The following is a 16,665-nucleotide window of genomic DNA, read 5'->3' as shown; positions in this document are numbered from 1 at the left end:
TCCTCGAAGGCGTCGATGGCGGAGTTGGCGGCGGCGGAATCGCCCTGGCTTGCGCCGCGCTTGCTGGCGGCGCGGACGAGGCGGCGGAGGGGCTCGGGGCCGGGCATGAGGCGCACGGCCGTAAGGGGGTCCTGCGAGCGGAGGGCCTTGAGGACGCGGCTGGCGAGGACCTTGTCGATGCCGACGGCGTTGGCGAGGGCCTGGGGGCCGGTTCCTGCGCGCTCGACGCCCTCAACGACGCCCTGGACGTGCTGGAGCAGGGCGGTGCCCACGGCGGAGATGCGGGCCTCGAGGGCCTTGGTGCCGGCGGGTGGGAGCACCGAGCCGCCGGCGGCAAGCTCTGCATTGGGCGAGGGTTGTGGCTGGGCGCGACGCATGTGGAACCGGAGGGGAAGCCGGGGAGAACCGAACTCCAGACGGAGCACTTTACCAGCAAATCGTCGAGTGTGGCGGGTGGGTGCGCCGATATTTTGGAAGTTTCCCGGAAACTGTGTTGACAACGGTCCGACAATCTGTACCTTCCACGCACTGGATGGATGTGCCGGCCGGGGGAGTCACCCGGCCTTTGCAGCGGGATGGGGTGATTGGCGGCTGAGCCGCGGCGATCGAGAACACGTCATTGGGAGTCTGATCATGAAGCAGCGTTCCACTCTTCTCGCGTTCCTGGGTGTGTGCGGGCTGGCCAGCGTTGCCTGCGGTCAGGTGATCGACTCGCAGGACTTCGAGGGCCTGACCTATGGCGGCTGGCTGGTCAATGGCAATCAGGAGATCTACGGCCCCGGCAACCCCGGCGTGTACATGGGCATCCCGTTCCAGGACTTCTGGGGCGTGACGCTGCGGAATGACGACACCGAGAGCCCGGTGATCGGGAACCTGACGGTTCACCCGAACATGACGATCTCGGTGGACTTCGTGATCAACCAGCTGCGGAACTGGTTCGATGAGGACATGGACCCCGCCAACTTCGACCTCACGCTTGAGTTCGTGGATTACGGCGGTGATGTGCCGGTGAGCGTGTACAGCACGGGCCCGGCGCTGCCCCCGCGGGGCGAGTGGCGGACCTATACGTGGACGATCGCGGACACGAACTCGGCGACGCTCCCGGCGGGCTGGGGCGGCACTGGGGACGAGGACCCGGTTACCTATGAGCCGCGCCTGCCGGCGAACCGGACGTTCGCGAGCGTGCTGGCGAGCGTGGACGAGGTGCGGGTGACGACGATGAAGCCGGGCTGGTTCTACATCGCGAACTTCTGGCAGGCGGGGTTCGACAATGTGCGGTTCACTGTGAACGGCGGCGGTGGCCCTCAGTGCGGCCCGCAGGACTTCAACGGTGACGGCGACAGCGGCACCGATCAGGACATCGAGGCGTTCTTCGCGTGCCTGGGCGGGAGCTGCTGCTCGACGTGCTGGAGCGGCGGCGCCGACTTCAACGGCGACGGCGACATCGGCACGGACCAGGACATCGAGGCGTTCTTCCGCGTGCTGGGCGGGAGCCCCTGCTGAGTTGTAGCGGAGAGAGAGATCGATCGGAGTGCGGACACCTCGTCGTCTGCCTCTAACAGCAAGAAGCCCCGGCGTACCCCCCGCCGGGGCTTCTGCTTTGGTGCGTACACCGCTGATGAAGAAGAACGAGCGCGGCTAGGCCGCGTTGCTGCTGCTGGTGGCGCCGGTTGTGGTGCTCACGCTGGTGGCGGCCATGACGGGGAGCGTGCGGGGCGCGCCCATGCCGCCGCCGAGGCCCGCGGCGAGTGCGCCGAGGCAGAGGGCGACGAAGGACCAGATGGCCGCGGCGGCGACGGGGCCCTTGGCCTGCTGCGCGGTCTGCTTGGCGTCCTCGGTTACCTCCGCCATCTTCTGCTGCGCCTGCTGCTGGGTGCGTTCAACGTCCTGCTCGGTCACGGTCGGCTGAGACTGCGTGCCCTGTGGCTGCGTGTTGGCGGCGACGGCGGTCTGGCCCGCGGCCTGGAGGCCCTGGCCGACGACGCTGAGGGTGCCCCCGAGGACGTTGCCGACGGCGGTGCTGACGAGGTAGAGGGAGAACATGGTCATGGCGGCCCAGGCGACGACGCCGTGGAGGGAGCCGTCCACGCGCTTGGGGAAGCCGGCGAGGCGGCCGGCGACCCAGCCGCCGATGAAGAGGGAGATCAGGGAGGAGACGACCCACCAGATGGCCATGCCGATGCCGAAGGCCTTGCCCGTTTCGCTCGTTGCGGTGGCGGGGTCCACGCTCGCGATGCCGATGCCCATGCCCAGCAGCCCGAGCATGAGCTGCGTGACGACGGCGATGATGGTGCCGGCGAAGACCGCGCCCCAGCTGATGCGCTTCACCGCGGCGGCGTAGGAGGACACGCGATCCATCGTCATTCCACGGGTTGTTCCGGCGGCCATGCTCATTGTGTACCTCCTTGTCGGGGCGTGACTTACGCGACTTGTGATCCGTTGTACGCCCGGGGGGATCAGCGGGGGTTTGCGGGGAAACAAAGGCGGCTTCAGGTTCGGCTCAGGCTCACAGCGGTGAATGGGGTGTGCTGCCGATCCCTTCGCCGTTGCCGCCGATGGAAGCGCTCTCCGTGCCGGAACTGCCGGTGATGGGGGCGTGGCAGTACGAGCCCAAGTGGGACGGGTTCCGGTGCCTTTCGTACCGGGACGGTGAGTCGGTGAAGATGTGGAGCAAGTCGGGGCAGGACCTCACGCGGTACTTCCCGGAGGTGGCGGCGCTGCTGCGGGCGGTGAGGGCGGAAAAGTTTGTGATCGACGGCGAGCTGATCGTGCCGTACGGGCAGAGCTCGTCGTTCGAGCAGCTGCTGATGCGGATCCACCCGGCGGAGAGCCGCGTGCTGAGGCTGAGCAACGAGCACCCGGCGATGATGGTGGTGTTCGACCTGCTGGTGGACGAGCGCGGGCGGGACCTGACGGGACTGGTGCTGCGGGAGCGGCGGGCGGCGCTGGAGAAGTTCGCGGCGCGGTACCTGACCGATGCGCGGCTGCCGCTGTCGCCGGCGACGCTGGAGGCACGGGCGGCGCAGGCGTGGCTGAAGGGGGCGACGGGGATCGACGGCGTCATCGCCAAGCGGCTGGACATGAGCTACCAGAGCGGCGAGCGGACGGGGATGCAGAAGATCAAGCGGCTGCAATCGGCGGACTGCGTGGTGGGCGGGTTCCGCTTCGCGGAGAAGAGCACGCCCGAGCGACCGGAGGTGGGCTCGCTGCTGCTGGGGCTGTACAACGCGGAAGGGAAGCTGGACCACGTGGGGTTCACGAGCAGCTTTGAGGCGGCGGAGAAGCGGCGGCTGGCGCCGCTGTTGATGGAGCTGGTTGTTCCCGCGGGCGGTGGTGGGGGGTTCACGGGGAACGCTCCGGGCGGTCCGAGCCGCTGGAGCAGCAAGCGGAGCATGGAGTGGCAGGCGCTGCGGCCGGTGCTGGTGTGCGAGGTGCGGTACGACCACTTCAGCGAGGGGCGGTTCCGGCACGGGACGAAGTTTTTGCGGTGGCGGCCGGACAAGGCAGCGCGGCAGTGCACGTTCGAGCAGGTGACGCGGCCGACGCGGTCGAGCTTGGCGCTGCTGCGGAGTGCGTGATGGGTTCGTCGCAGGTGTATGTGTACAGCTGGGGCAAGTACAGGCCCGAGTGGAAGGGGCGGCGCTGCCGCGTGGTGGCGCGGGCGCGGCGGATGAACAGCGTGCTGGTGGAGTTTGTGGATGGTGGGGAGCGGGCGGTGGTGAGCCGGTACGCGCTGCGGCGGGTGTAGCGCGTGCGCGATCAACGAACGTGCGAAGTCGCCGCCAATCCGGGACTTCGCCCAGAGCGGCTCAGTCCCGGCGTCGTGATGGCGCGGCTCAGTCCCGGCGTCGTGAGGGCGCGGCTCAGTCCCGGCGTCGTGGGGAGTGTGGGGTCGTGAAGGTCAGCCTTCGAGGTAGGTGTAGCCCTCGAGGCCTTCGTCGTAGAACTTGAGGAGGGCCTTGCCTTCGCTGAGGGTGAGGCGGGACTGGCGGCAGGCGGCTTCGACGTCGAGGCGCATGGCGCGCTTGAGGTCCTCGGGGTCGAACTGCACGTAGTGGAGGACTTCCTCGACGGTGTCGCCCTCGATGACCTCGTCGATGGTGTAGCCGTTCTGCTCATCGAGGGAGATGTGCACGGCGTGGGTGTCGCCCAGGAGGTTGTGGAGGTCGCCGAGGATCTCCTGGTAGGCGCCCAGGAGGAAGACGCCGAGGTAGTAGGGCTCGACGCCGGCGCCGGGGCCGGGGAGGTCCTTCACCTCGTGGAGTTCGAGGATCTTCTTGTCGATGCGCTTGTCGACGAACTTGTCGATCTTGCCGTCGCTGTCGCAGGTGATGTCGGCGAGGATGCCGCGGCGGGTGGGCTCTTCGTTCAGGCGGTGGATGGGGCAGATGGGGAAGAGCTGGTCGATGGCCCAGCTGTCGGGCATGGACTGGAAGAGGGAGAAGTTGCAAAAGTAGATGTCGGAGAGGAGCTCGGGGAGGTTCTCAAACTCCTCGGGGAGCTCGCCCTTCTTGCTGGCCTTTTCGAGGAGCTTGTGGCCAAGGGCCCAGAAGATCTGCTCGGCGGCGGCGCGCATGGGGAGGGACATGTAGCCGAGGGAGAAGAGGCTCATGGCCTCGTCGCGGGCCTGGGTGGCGTCGTGGTAGGCCTCGAGGAGGTTGCGGTCGGTGAGGCTGCCGTAGGCCTCGATGAGGTCGAGGACGGGCTGGGGGACCTCGCCGCCGCGGTCAACTTCGGCCTTCATGGCGGCGTCGATGGCGGCCATGTCGGGGTTGGACTCGAACTTGCTGGTGCCCAGCACGTCCACGATGAGGACGCTGGAGTAGGCGACCATGGCGCGGCCCGACTCGGAGATGATCATGGGGTGGGGCACGCCCGCGGCATCGCAGACGCTCTTGATGCGGTAGACGACGTCGGCGGCGTACTCGGAGACGGTGTAGTTGATGGAGGAGTGCCAGGCGGACTGGCTGCCGTCGTAGTCAACGCCCATGCCGCCGCCGATGTCGAGCATGGTGAGGCCGGCGCCCAGGCGGTGGAGCTCGGTGTAGACGTGGGTGAGCTCGTTGACGGCGTTCTTGAGAACGCGGATGTCGTAGAGCTGGCTGCCGACGTGGCAGTGCAGGAGGTTGAGGCAGTCGAGCATGCCGTGCTTCTTGAGGTACTCCACTGCCTGGAGGACCTCGGACACGAACAGGCCGAACTTGGAGCGGACGCCGGCGGAGCCTTCCCAGCGGCCGGCGCCGCGGCTGCTGAGCTTCACGCGGAGGCCGATCTTGGGGCGGACGTTGTACTTCTGGGCGTGCTTGACGACGAGCTCGAGCTCGGAGAACTTTTCGACGACGGGGATGATGTTGCGGCCGAGCTTGGTGGCGAGGAGGACGGTCTCGATGAACTCGTCGTCCTTGAAGCCGTTGCAGATGATCGGCATGCCGTTGACGCCGGGGCCGCCGGCGGCGGCGGAGAGGCCGAGTACGGCGAGGAGCTCGGGCTTGGAGCCGGCTTCGAGGCCGAAGCCGAGATCGACGGCCATGCTGGCGATCTGCTCGCAGATGTGTCGCTGCTGGTTCACCTTGATGGGGTACACGCAGGCGTAGCCGCCGGAGTAGCCCTGCTCGGTCATGACGTCGTCGAAGGCCTTGCGGATTTCCTTGAGGCGGGAGGAGAGGATGTCGTTGAAGCGGAGGAGGACGGGCGTGTGGATACCACGCTCGCGGAGGCCCTCGACCAGCTCGAGGAGGTCGACCTGCCTGGAGGGCTCCTTGGTGGGCTGGACGACGAGGTGGCCGGCGCCGTTGACGGAGACGAGGTTCTTGCCCCAGTCTGGCACGCCGTAGAGGCGGGCGGAGTCGTCGGGGGACCACTTGCCGTGGATGAAGGCGGAGCGTGTGGAGACCGTGGCCATCGTGCAGAACACCTCGCAGGCGCGCGGGGTCGCGCGTGAACGAACGGAGTAGAACGGCCGTGCTCGGAGGTTTGCGTTGTCGCTTCCACCCGATCCGTGCACGGCGCGTCGAGCGCCGGCCGGATGCCACCACACAAAAGATAACGGAGTCGGGGACCCGGACAAGTTGTGGGCTGGACAAAGTTTGCGGCAGTTGCGGAGGGGTTGTGAGTTGGTTGTCGGGTGTGCGGGGTGTTTACCCTTGTCTCATGCCAACACTCCCGCCCGCGCTGCTGGCCGTGATCTCCTCCCGCGACTGGCTGCCCACGCAGCTGCCTGATGAGCCCTTCGGGATGTTCAAGGCGTGGTTCGACGAGCAGATGTCGAGCTTGAAGCAGCCGAACCCCAACTCGATGTGCCTGGCGACGGTGGGGGAGGATGGGTTCCCGCGAGGGCGAGTGGTGCTGTGTCGTGGGGTGAATACCTCCGAGGGCTACCTCGTGTTCTACACCAACTACGAGGGGGACAAGGGGCGGGAGATGGCGAAGAACCCGCGGGCGAGCGCGACGTTCCACTGGGACCACTCGGAGGTGCAGGTGAGGTTCGAGGGGTTGATCGTGAGGAGCCCGGCGGCGGAGAGCGATGCGTACTTTGCGCAGCGGCCGTGGGAGTCACGGCTGAGCGCGTGGGCGAGCCGTCAGAGCCGGCCGATGCGGGACCGGCAACAGCTGCTGGATCAGTACGCGGAGGCGATCGAGCGGCTGGGGCTGACGCCGGAGCAGCTGCTGGAGCAGGGCAGCGCGGCGAACATCCCGCGTCCCCCGCACTGGGGCGGGTACCGGCTGTTTGCGCAGAGGGTGGAGTTGTGGCTGGGCGGGCCGGGGCGGATGCACGACCGGGCGGTGTGGACGCGGACGCTGACGCCGGCGGGCGAGGGGTACACGGGCGGGGCGTGGTTGGCGACGCGGCTGCAGCCGTGAGTGTGGTTCGCGTGCCGTGGATTACCGGACCGGGGTGGATGTGCATTGGCGGAGTTGGGGGGGTGAAATACCCAGTTCGGCGGTGGTGGTGCTTGAGGCGCGGGGGCGGGAAGCCGATTTCAGGTGCGGAGGGTGGTGGGGTCGTCCAGCGGCCGTGCTCTCCCCGAAACGCGCGCGAAACGCCCCGCAGGGTTCGCGCGAGTGACGGCTCCGAACGCACTACTGAAGGGCCTGCCGCACCCATGAAGCCCCGCAGCGCGCTGACTGCAACCGAGATCGTGGAGCTGCACCAGTTTCTGGACCAGAAGCTGGAGCGGATCGGCGTGCCCAGCCGGCCGGAGGTGGCGCTGCGGCTGCTGGAGCTGTCGGGGCGGGCCAACTCGGAGATGAGGGACTACGCGGCGATCATCCGCACCGATCATGCGATGTCGGGGCGGGTGCTGCGGCTGGCGAACTCGGCGCTGTTCGCGCAGCGGACGCCGGTGACGAGCCTGGACCGGGCGTGCCTGGTGCTGGGCATCGAGCGGATCAAGGCGGTGACGCTGGGCCTGCAGCTGAGCCGCGCGGCGGCGGGCGCGGGGGCGCGGGATATCTCGCGCGAGGTGTGGGGGCAGTCGGTGTTCCGGGCGTGCCTGGCGGCGGAGTCGGCGCGGGTGATCGCGCCGACGCTGGTGCCCGAAGCGTTCATCATCGGGCTGATGCTGGACTGCGGCGTGCCGCTGATGAGCCGGCTGGTGGGTGATGGCTACCCGGCCATGTACGGCGAGGCGCGGACGCCGGGGGCGCTGTTCCGGCGCGAGAACGAATCGCTGGGGTTCACGCACGTGGACGTGGTGACGGTGGTGACGCGCAGGTGGCGGTTCCCGGAGTTGCTGATCAACCCGATCCAGTGGCACCACACACGGCCGTCGGACCTGCAGCGGACCGAGCCGGTGCACCGGCTGCACAAGATCGCGTACGTGGTGGGGCTGATTGAACTCGATGGTGATGCGCTGGTGGAGCACGCGCAGGTGAAGGGCACCGAGGCGACGGCGACGACGCAGCGGCTGCTGGCGGTGACGGGGGACGAGGCCGCGGGGATTATCGCGCGGAGTTTGACGGAGTACGCGGAGACCATCCACCTGTTTTCGGAGGTGGCTGCGGCGATCTCTGATCTTGATTCGCTGATCGAGCGGGTGAACGCGGGGCTGGTGACGGCGATCGATGACTCGATCGAGCGGAGCCTGCAGCGGGAGGAGGCGGCGGGGCCGGCGCGGGTGATGGTGGATGGGCGGAGCGTGGAGCTGCGCCGCGGCGAGGACGGGGCGGTGGTGGCGTACCTGTACGACTCGCAGGGGCAGCGGCTGCTGGCGCACCGCTGCCGCGTGCCGAGCGCGGAGGAGGTCGCGGAGGCATTCGGGCTGGAGCTGGCGAACGCGGCGGAGCGGGAGCGGCTGGCGACGTTTATCTCGCGGGCGGCGGCGTAGGAAAAGCGGAAAGCGGAAGGCGGAAAGCGGAAGACCGAGAAGGGCCTGGCGGCAGGGTCTTGGTCGACCGACGCTTGATGAACTGAGTCGAACGCAACCCACCCCAACCCCTCCCTCAGGGAGGGGCTTTCGAGTCAGCTGGAGATGGCGCTGCCGCGGCGGGTGAGGTAGTGCCGGGCGACGGTGCTCACGAGCGTGCGCAGGCCCATGGGGCAGGCGCCCTGGGCGCGGCGATGGGCGCCGAGCTCGAAGAGGAGCTTCCATTGCGCGAAGAGGACCTGGTAGGCCCACACGATGTTCTTCGATGGGTCGTAGAGGTTGGTTGATTCGCTGGTGGTGCCGTTGAGCTCGACGATGGAGAAGGCTTCGCCGCGGCGGAGCTGATCGTCGGACTCGTAGCGGAGGTCGAAGCGGCCGAAGTCGAGGGCGCCGCCGTTGTCGCCCTTGAAGCTGGCGGCGAGGGTGTCGATGGCGCGCGAGAGTTCGGGGGTGATGAGGTCGGCGCCGTCGCGGAAGAGGGCTCCCTGGCAGTGGTTGCCGGCGACGCCCAGGCGCAGGGTCTCGCCCGCGGGCAGGATATCGGCGGCGCGGTCGGCGAGGCGGTCGAGGAAGACGTCGGCCTGGCGGCGGAAGCGCGGGTGCGAGAGGATCAGCTCTTCGAGCGTGCGCACGCCGTCGCCGGTGATGGTGGCGAAGTCCTTGCGGGTGATGGAGAAGATGAAGCCGGTGGTGCCGTCGGACGCTGGGCTGCGTGGGTGGCGGGCCCAGAGGACGCCGCACTCGTGCGGTCCTTCGGCGTAAGGCTGCACGACGGCCCGGGAGGTCATGCCGGCGAAGTAGGCGGCGGCTTCCGGTTCGTTGTGCACGAGGGCGACGCCGAAGCCGCGCTGGCCGGCGTCGGGCTTGAGGATGACGGGGTAGGAGAGCTCGGCGCGCTGCATGGCGGCGCGGAGCTGTCGGAGGCGGTCTTCCGGTGGCGCGGTGTCGATGAGCGGGGTCGGGAGCACGGCCGGGTGGTCGCCGAGGGAGCGCATGATGGCGTGCTTGCTCTCGCCGATGAGGCCGCCGCCGTTCTCGATGCCGGGGTTGCAGCAGGTGATGAGGGTCATGCCGCGGTGCTTGAGCATGAGCCAGCAGATGTAGGGCACGAGGGGGGCGTAGAAGGCCCACATGGGCCAGTACTCGTAGTGGCGGATGCGCTCGGCGAGGGCGATGAGGCGCATGCGGCCGCGGCGGGTGAGGGCGAGGGTGAGGACGTGCTGCGCGATGCCGACGAGGGTCAGGACCAGGACGAAGGCAAGGCTGGTGACGCTGCTGTCGAGGCGGTAGAGGGAGATGAAGGCTGCGAGGGCGAGGCCGTACCAGAGGAGCGTGAGCGGGACGAGCGCGAGGGCGTGGGCGAGAACGAACTTGACGCGGGCCGCGCCGCGGCACTGCTGCGAGCATGACACGAGCAGACGCTCGCGGTAGCCGGGGACGAACGCGGAGAGCCAGCCGGCGCTAGCGGGCTTCGCGAGGCGCAACGCGGCGAGGCGCGGCGGCAGCGGGCGGAAGTAGCGGCGGAAGACGCGGGCCAGGAGCGGGGCGAGGGGGATCTGGAGGAGGGCGCCCGCGAGCACACCGATGGCAGCGACGAGGTAGTCGGTGCAGTAGATGGTGACGAGCCCGCCGGCGATCGCGGCGCCCAGCGTGGGGCTCAGGAGCGAGAGCGCGGCAATGACCAGCACGTGCACGGACCAGTGCTGCGGCTCGAGGCGGTCGGCGGCCCAGTAGAAGTACTGCAGCGGCACATCGGCCATCGTCGGCACGGCCGCGTCGGTGACGGTGCGCGGCTCGGGTGTGCCGGGCTGGTCGTGGCGCTGGAAGAAGGGCACGAGCACGCTGGCCGTCTGCGCGGGGTGCGTGAGGGGCAGGAAGTGGTTGGCGTCAAGCAGGGCGAGCGAGGAGTTGTCGACGGTGGCGTGGTGGTGGAACGCCGCCTTGACGGGCAGCATGCAGTCGCGCCGCCCGTGCACGATGAGGGTGGGGGCGGTGAGCCGCTTCATGATGGCGCGGAGGGGGCGCTGGTCGCTGTCCCAGAAGTTGCGGAGGAAGGCGGTGCGGCGGGTGTAGGTGTCGTAGTGGCCGAAGTGGGGGAGGAGGTCGGGGATGGCGAAGCCCGCGAAGCCGATGGCGTACTTCACGTGCTCGAGGGTGTAGCTGCCCGAGCCCTCGACCTTCTGGTCGCCCACGGCCGCGAGGAGGGTCAGGCTGGCGACGCGGTCCTTGAGGGCGTCAGCCAGGTGGAGCACGACGCCGCCGCCGTTGGACCAGCCGACGACGTGGGCGCGGGTGATGTGGAGCTGGTCAAGGAGCTGCGCGATGCGCCGCGAGTGGGCGAGCATCGAGTGGTCTTCGATGTCGCGGGAGGAGTCGCCGAAGCCGGGCAGGTCGACGGCGATGACGCGGTAGCCGTGCTCGGCGATCAAGGGGGCGAGCTTGTCGAAGAGGGAGGCGCGGCCGGGGGAGCCGTGGATGAGGAGGACGGGGGGACGGGAAGTCGGAACTGGGAAGTCGGAAGTGGGAATGTTGGGGGTGAGAGCGGAGGTTGTTTGCGTGGGTGAGTCGCTCCATAGCGACGAAGACGTCGCCATGGCACCCATCGGAGCCATGGCACGCGGGGAGGCAATGTCGCGGTCGGGGGTCCACTCGAGGTAGGCGACGCGTTCGTCGGGGGCGCCTTGGGTGGGGCTGGTGACGGTGACGGTCTTGGCGCCCGGCACCGGTGGGGGTGGGGGCTTCATGAGCGTCACGGCGTGCGACGCGGCGAGGGTGACGAGGTAGGCGAGGACGAGCCAGAAGCGCCAGGAGTGCTTTGGTTGCGGCTGCGGGAGGGGCGCGGGAGCGGGGGTCGTATCCGGGCGCGGGTGGACGTGCACCAGCGTGCGGCGCTCGACGAGGCGGCGGCCACGGACGCGGTGGGCGTGCCGCGCGGGCCCGAGTTGGCTCGGTGGTTCGCTCACGCGTGCGGGGTTCCGGCGGCGGCGCTCTCAGCGGAGATCGTGGGCGTGATGGGGGTCACGAGCTTGCGGGCGCGGATGTGGGCGGCGCCGAGCTGGCCGCAGGCGCCCATCATCTGGCGGCCCTTGGTGCGGCGGCGCTTGGCGAAGATGCCGGCGTTGATGAGGGCCTGCAGGAACTGCTCGACGTGCTCCTCCGTGGGGGCCGGCCACGGCGAGTTGCGGCGGGGGTTGTAGGGGATGAGGTTGAGCAGGGCGCGGGGCTTGCCGCGGTCGGCGGTCTTGAAGGGGAGCAGCCACGCGGCGAGCTGCTCGACGTGCTCGGGGCGGTCGTTGACGCCGGGGATGAGCACGTACTCGATGCAGAGCTTGTTGCCCGCGAAGCGGGGCCAGTCGAGGAGGACCTGCTGGAGGTCGGCCATGTTCCACGACTTGTTGATGGGCATGATCTGGGCGCGCACCTCGTCGTTGGGGGCGTTGAGCGAGAGGGCGATGTTGAGGCGGTGCCAGCCCTCCTGCTTGATCTGCTCGGCCATCTTGCGGAGGCCGTCGACGTTGCCGACGGTGGAGATGGTGATCTGGCTGATGGGCACGTGGGGGCCGTTGTGGTCCTTGAGCACGGCCACGGCCTGCATGACGGCGTCGTAGTTGTGCATGGGCTCGCCCATGCCCATGAAGACGATGTTCTTGGGGGCGATGCCGACGACGTGGCGGGCGTTGTACCACTGCGAGACGATCTCGGCGGGCGTCAGCGAGCGGATGAGGCCCATCTGCGCGGTCTCGCAGAAGCCGCAGCCCATGGCGCAGCCGACCTGGCTGGAGACGCACAGGGTGTAGGTGCTGAGGCCGAGGGAGCCGATCATGGGGATGAGGACGGACTCGACTTCAAGTGGAGGAGTGGAGGAGTGGGGGAGTGGAGGAGTAGTGGAGGTGGGGAGGTGGGGAGGTGGGGAGGCTGGTTTGAGGGCGGGGGTGCCTTCGACCTGGGTGAGGAACTTGACGACCTGGCCCTCGGGGGAGTCCTCGCGGAGGGTCTTGGTGATGGGTGGCAGGGCGGCGTGGGCGATCCCCGACTCGAGGGTGCCCTGGCGGAAGACGGCGCGGTAGGCGGCCAGGGCCGCGGGGCGGAAGACGCCCTGCTCGCGGCAGGCACGAACGAAGTCCTCACTGGTCAGGCCCAGGGGGTCGATCGGTGTTTGCAGCGGTTTGAGGTGGGGTGCGGGCGGCACGCCCCGAGTGTAGGTGGAGGTGCAAGCGGGCCCGGGGCGGGTGTTTGACTCAATGGAGCGGTGGCGCGGAGCGAGCGTGGGGAGTGGGGGGTCCGAAAACCCCCCTGCACGGAGGGCGGAGCGGGCATCGGAAGGGTTTGAACGATCCGTCGAAGGGTTTGAACGATTGGTCGAAGGGTTTGAGGTGTTGGTCGAAGGGTTCGAACGATCGGTCGAAGGGCTTGAGGTGTCGGTCGAAGGGTTCGAACAATCGGTCGGAGGGTTCGAGGTGTTGTTCAAACGGTTCGACAGCCCCTCCAAACGGTTTGATGGAGCCTGCGAAGGGCTTGATGGCCCCTCCGAACGGTTTGATGGACCCTCCAAAGGGCTTGATGGACCCTCCAAAGGGCTTGATGGACTTTCCGGAGGCTTGGGGTGCTGTCCAGACGGCCTGAGCGGCGGGCGGCGGGGCTGTTTATGCCGGTTGCACGGGGCGGGCGCATCTGTAGACTGGGGGTGCACCCGGCCGGGTTCCTGGCCGGGGGGTTGTCGTAGCGCGGCGTGGGGAGCAGGTCGTCGGCATGCCGTCACGGCAGAGGGAATCGGACCATGAAGACCGGGCGTCGGGCGTTCACGCTGATCGAGCTGCTGGTGGTGATCGCGATCATCGCGCTGCTGATCGGGATCCTGCTGCCGGCGCTGGCCAAGGCGCGGGAGTCGGGGCGGACGGTCAAGTGCCTGAGCAACATCCGGCAGATCGGCACGGCGTCGTTCAACTACGCCACCGATTACAAGGACCAGATCTGGCCGATCGCGCCGCGGGTGAGCTGGCCCAGCGGCGCCCGCCAATGGAACCCCACGACGGACCCGACGATCGAGCCCGAGGACCGCAACGTGGCGATGTGGGCCCAGATCGTGCCCGGCATCTACTACGGCCGGCATCTGCCCAACCACGGCATCCGCCGCCCCGGGTTCCTGTTCGAGTACGCGAGCAACGCCCACGAGATCGCCGAGTGCCCGACGAACAAGCGCAAGGCCGCGAACGGCGCGGACCGCACCAACATGTGGAACCTGCGCACGGGCGTGCAGTTTGACTACACGATGATCGACGAGCTCGAGGGGCTGAAGCTGGGCACGCAGGCCAAGGTGGGGTACGTGCCGCCGCAGGCGCCCACGCCCAACATCCTCACCTCGCTGGCGCAGGTGCAGTCGCTGACGATGATGCCCGGCGTGCCGCTGTTCATGGAGGAGAGCACGCTGATCTGGAACCAGGTGTACCGCGACGGGATGTTCGGGAACCAGGACCAGATGGCGGTGCGGCACGGGTTCGGGGCGCACGTGGCGTACGTGGACGGCTCCTGCGGCCTGTTCCTGCCGCCGAGCGACCGCAACGAAAAGGTGCAGAACCAGGTGCAGGACTTCGAGGCCAACGACCTCTACATCAGCACGCGGTTCACGGCCAACTCCTGGTTCAAGCTGTCAGACCCGGCGACGGACTTTGAGTACGGGTGGGCGAACAACCCGCGGTAGGGTCGGGCTTTTCTCGGACAACTCGCGGGGTGTGGACAAGGGGACACCATGCGCACGCGTGCCTTCACTCTCATCGAGCTGCTCGTCGTCATCGCGATCATCGCGCTGCTGATCGGGATCCTGCTGCCGGCGCTGGGCAAGGCGCGGGAGGTGGGGAAGGACACGGTGTGCAAGACGCGGCTGGGGCAGGTGGCCAAGGCCGTGAACCTGTACGCCAACGACTACAAGGAGCGGGTGTGGCCGCAGTTTGACTGGAACAAGGCGCCGTACCAGCTCACCGGCGGGCCGCCGTCGGTGGGCAAGGGCGTGGCGTACGCGTACATCGAGAACGTGGGGCAGACCTTCGAGTGCCCCAAGAACAAGCGGGCCAACATCACGGGGACGCAGGCGACGTTCATCAACCCCGACGACGCCCAGCAGTACGGCATCACGCCGATGGGCGTCTTCTTTGACTACACGATGATCGGGCGGTTCCAGGGGTACCAGATCGGGCGGCAGGTGCAGGTGGCGTACTTCAACACGCCGAGCATCTACGCGCCGACGGTGAAGCCGCCGCTGATCCTTGGCAACAACACGGTCATGACGCCGATGAACGGCATCCCGATCTACGCCGAGGAGAGCTCGTACTGGAACAACACGGGGATCACCGACGGGCTGTTCGGCAACGGCGACCAGGTGACGCACCGGCACTTCGGCAAGAGCAACGCGGCGTTCGTGGAGGGGCACGCGGGGACGCTGAACGTGCCGTATGCGCAGCAGGGGGAGACGCCGCGGAGCCCGTACGACTTTGACTGCAACGACCTGTACGTGAACGCGAAGAACACGTGGCTGCGGCTGGAGCCGGACAACGTGGACAACCGGGTGAACTGGCAGGTGGGGTTCGGGATGCGGCCGTACGGGTGGGTGAACAGCCCGACGCCGTAAGGCGGGGAAACCGAACACGGAGGGGACAGAGGGAGGACGGAGGACACAGAAGGGAATCAGGGGGGATAAACAGGGTGACGGCTCATTCGAGCTTCCTCCTCTGTTCCCTCCGTCTCTGCTTCGTGCACTCTGTGTTCGGCCTTGGCCTTACCTCCCCGCCTGCATCCAGAGGTTCATGCCGAGCTCGAAGTGGCCGATGCGGGTCTTCGCGGGGTCGAAGGGGGTGCGCTGCATGATGGCGCGGACCTTGGCGGGGGAGTAGCTGTCCTCGTGCTCGTCGATCTCTTCCTTGCTCACGGCGCCGACGGTCTTGAGGGCGTCGAGCACGGGTCCGGTCCAGCCGGCGGGGGTGGTCATCACGTAGACACCGCGGGGTTTTAAGACGCGGTGGATGTCGGTGATGAGCATCACGAGGCGGTCGACGCGGATGTGCTCGAACACGGCGAGCATGGTCACGGCGTCGAAGTAGCCGCTCTCGTAGGGCAGGCGGTCGCTGGCGTAGGTGTCGAAGTTCCTGAGCTGCACGCCGGGCACGGCGTCGTGGACGTTGACCAGCTTGTCGACGCCGTGCTTCTCGGCGAAGCGGGTGGTGGTGAGGAAGTAGGGGAAGCTGCCGCAGCCGATGTCGAGGATGCGGCCTTGGCGGAGGGGCTCGGGGATGAGGGCGTTGGCCTTGCGGGCGCGGAGTTTGGAGAGGGTGTGCTCGAGGAAGCCGTGGCCGCGCGTGACGCGGGTGGGGGCCTGCGGGGCGGTAGGGGCGGTGGGGGGCTCGAGGGTTTGCGTGGGCACGGGGGGGTAGGGTACACGGGGGAGATGTCGGATGTCGGAAGTCGGATGTGGGTCAGGAGGTGGTCCGTGGGTCCCTCGCACCCATCTGGGAGGGGGAGGTAGGATGTTGGTTTGTCCGCGCAAGGAAGCGTCCGCATGAAGCTGTCGATTGTGATTCCGGTGTACAACGAGGCCGCGACGGTGGAGGGGCTGCTGTCGATCGTGCGGTCGGTGGACATCGGCAACATCGAGAAGGAGATCGTCGTTGTCAATGACTGCTCGCGGGATGGGACGCGGGAGAAGCTGGAGTCGTTGAAGGGGCCGATGGGGCTGACGGTGCTCCACCATGAGGTGAACCAGGGGAAGGGGGCGGCGCTGCGGACGGGGTTCGCAGCGGCGACGGGGGACATCGTGATCATCCAGGACGCGGACCTGGAGTACGACCCGCACGAGTACCCCAAGCTGATCCGGCCGATTCTTGATGGGCACGCGGACGTGGTGTACGGCTCGCGGTTCGTGGGCGGGGAGAGCCATCGGGTTTTGTACTACTGGCACTCGCTGGGCAACAAGTTTTTGACCACGCTCAGCAACATGCTGACGAACCTGAACCTGACCGACATGGAGGTCTGCTACAAGGTCTTCAAGCGTGAGATCATCAAGAACATCGCCATCGAGGAGAACCGCTTCGGGTTCGAGCCCGAGATCACGGCCAAGGTGGCGAAGATGAAGTGCCGGATTTACGAGGTGGGCATCTCGTACAGCGGGCGGACGTACGAGGAGGGGAAGAAGATCGGGTGGCGCGACGGGGTGCGGGCCATTGTGTGCATCGTGAAGTACAACCTGCTGCGGTAGTCAAGGCGGGAAGTGGCAAAGTGGCAGAGTGGCGAAGTGGCAAAGTGAGGTGGAACG

The 16,665-nt window shown here is 67.9% G+C and carries 14 protein-coding genes; 8 read left to right on the top strand and 6 right to left on the bottom strand.

The window, feature by feature from the left end:
- On the bottom strand, positions 1-377 hold a 377-nt coding region (locus VD997_09790; protein ID HYE62277.1), incomplete at its 3' end, for a hypothetical protein.
- A 256-nt stretch (positions 378-633) separates the two neighbouring features.
- On the opposite strand from VD997_09790, the gene VD997_09785 reads away from it, so the two are divergent.
- The gene (locus VD997_09785) at positions 634-1,503 is read left to right on the top strand and encodes a hypothetical protein (GenBank protein ID HYE62276.1); all 870 of its coding nucleotides are present in this window, start codon (positions 634-636) and stop codon (positions 1,501-1,503) included.
- Positions 1,504-1,638: 135 nt separating this feature from the next.
- Here the strand turns inward: VD997_09785 and VD997_09780 are convergent, their stop codons facing one another.
- Positions 1,639-2,394, bottom strand: coding sequence for a hypothetical protein (locus VD997_09780; GenBank protein ID HYE62275.1), 756 nt, complete (start codon positions 2,392-2,394; stop codon positions 1,639-1,641).
- 131 nt (positions 2,395-2,525) lie between these two features.
- On the opposite strand from VD997_09780, the gene VD997_09775 reads away from it, so the two are divergent.
- Positions 2,526-3,578 (top strand): ATP-dependent DNA ligase, encoded by a 1,053-nt coding sequence (locus tag VD997_09775; GenBank protein HYE62274.1) that lies wholly within the window; start codon positions 2,526-2,528, stop codon positions 3,576-3,578.
- Complete coding sequence (locus VD997_09770; protein HYE62273.1) at positions 3,578-3,748, top strand: hypothetical protein; 171 nt, start codon at positions 3,578-3,580, stop codon at positions 3,746-3,748. Before VD997_09775 ends, VD997_09770 begins: the two co-directional genes overlap by 1 nt.
- 153 nt (positions 3,749-3,901) lie before the next feature.
- On the opposite strand, the gene speA is transcribed toward VD997_09770, so the two are convergent.
- Positions 3,902-5,902: a biosynthetic arginine decarboxylase gene (gene speA, locus VD997_09765; GenBank protein ID HYE62272.1), complete on the bottom strand. Its 2,001-nt coding sequence runs from the start codon at positions 5,900-5,902 to the stop codon at positions 3,902-3,904.
- A gap of 248 nt (positions 5,903-6,150) precedes the next feature.
- On the opposite strand from speA, the gene pdxH reads away from it, so the two are divergent.
- Together pdxH and VD997_09755 are read left to right on the top strand one after the other, a co-directional pair.
- A complete protein-coding gene (pdxH, locus tag VD997_09760; protein HYE62271.1) occupies positions 6,151-6,861 on the top strand; it encodes a pyridoxamine 5'-phosphate oxidase in 711 nt (236 codons plus the stop codon).
- 242 nt (positions 6,862-7,103) lie between these two features.
- Positions 7,104-8,327, top strand: coding sequence for an HDOD domain-containing protein (locus VD997_09755; protein HYE62270.1), 1,224 nt, complete (start codon positions 7,104-7,106; stop codon positions 8,325-8,327).
- A 134-nt stretch (positions 8,328-8,461) separates the two neighbouring features.
- Here VD997_09755 and VD997_09750 read toward each other — a convergent pair whose 3' ends face one another.
- Positions 8,462-11,329 (bottom strand): alpha/beta fold hydrolase, encoded by a 2,868-nt coding sequence (locus VD997_09750; GenBank protein HYE62269.1) that lies wholly within the window; start codon positions 11,327-11,329, stop codon positions 8,462-8,464.
- Positions 11,326-12,555 (bottom strand): 23S rRNA (adenine(2503)-C(2))-methyltransferase RlmN, encoded by a 1,230-nt coding sequence (gene rlmN, locus VD997_09745; GenBank protein HYE62268.1) that lies wholly within the window; start codon positions 12,553-12,555, stop codon positions 11,326-11,328. Before rlmN ends, VD997_09750 begins: the two co-directional genes overlap by 4 nt.
- A gap of 588 nt (positions 12,556-13,143) precedes the next feature.
- Between rlmN and VD997_09740 the strand changes: the two genes are divergently transcribed.
- Entirely contained in the window at positions 13,144-14,064 is a 921-nt protein-coding gene (locus VD997_09740) for a prepilin-type N-terminal cleavage/methylation domain-containing protein (protein ID HYE62267.1), read from the top strand.
- 48 nt (positions 14,065-14,112) lie between these two features.
- Complete coding sequence (locus VD997_09735) at positions 14,113-14,988, top strand: prepilin-type N-terminal cleavage/methylation domain-containing protein (GenBank protein ID HYE62266.1); 876 nt, start codon at positions 14,113-14,115, stop codon at positions 14,986-14,988.
- 147 nt (positions 14,989-15,135) lie between these two features.
- Here VD997_09735 and VD997_09730 read toward each other — a convergent pair whose 3' ends face one another.
- Complete coding sequence (locus VD997_09730; protein HYE62265.1) at positions 15,136-15,777, bottom strand: class I SAM-dependent methyltransferase; 642 nt, start codon at positions 15,775-15,777, stop codon at positions 15,136-15,138.
- A 135-nt stretch (positions 15,778-15,912) separates the two neighbouring features.
- Between VD997_09730 and VD997_09725 the strand changes: the two genes are divergently transcribed.
- Complete coding sequence (locus tag VD997_09725; protein ID HYE62264.1) at positions 15,913-16,608, top strand: glycosyltransferase family 2 protein; 696 nt, start codon at positions 15,913-15,915, stop codon at positions 16,606-16,608.
- The last annotated feature ends 57 nt before the right edge of the window (positions 16,609-16,665 follow it).

The sequence above is a fragment of the Phycisphaerales bacterium genome, from assembly GCA_035627955.1.
GTDB lineage: Bacteria > Planctomycetota > Phycisphaerae > Phycisphaerales > UBA1924 > JAEYTB01.
This window is presented reverse-complemented; position numbering and strand designations above follow the sequence as displayed.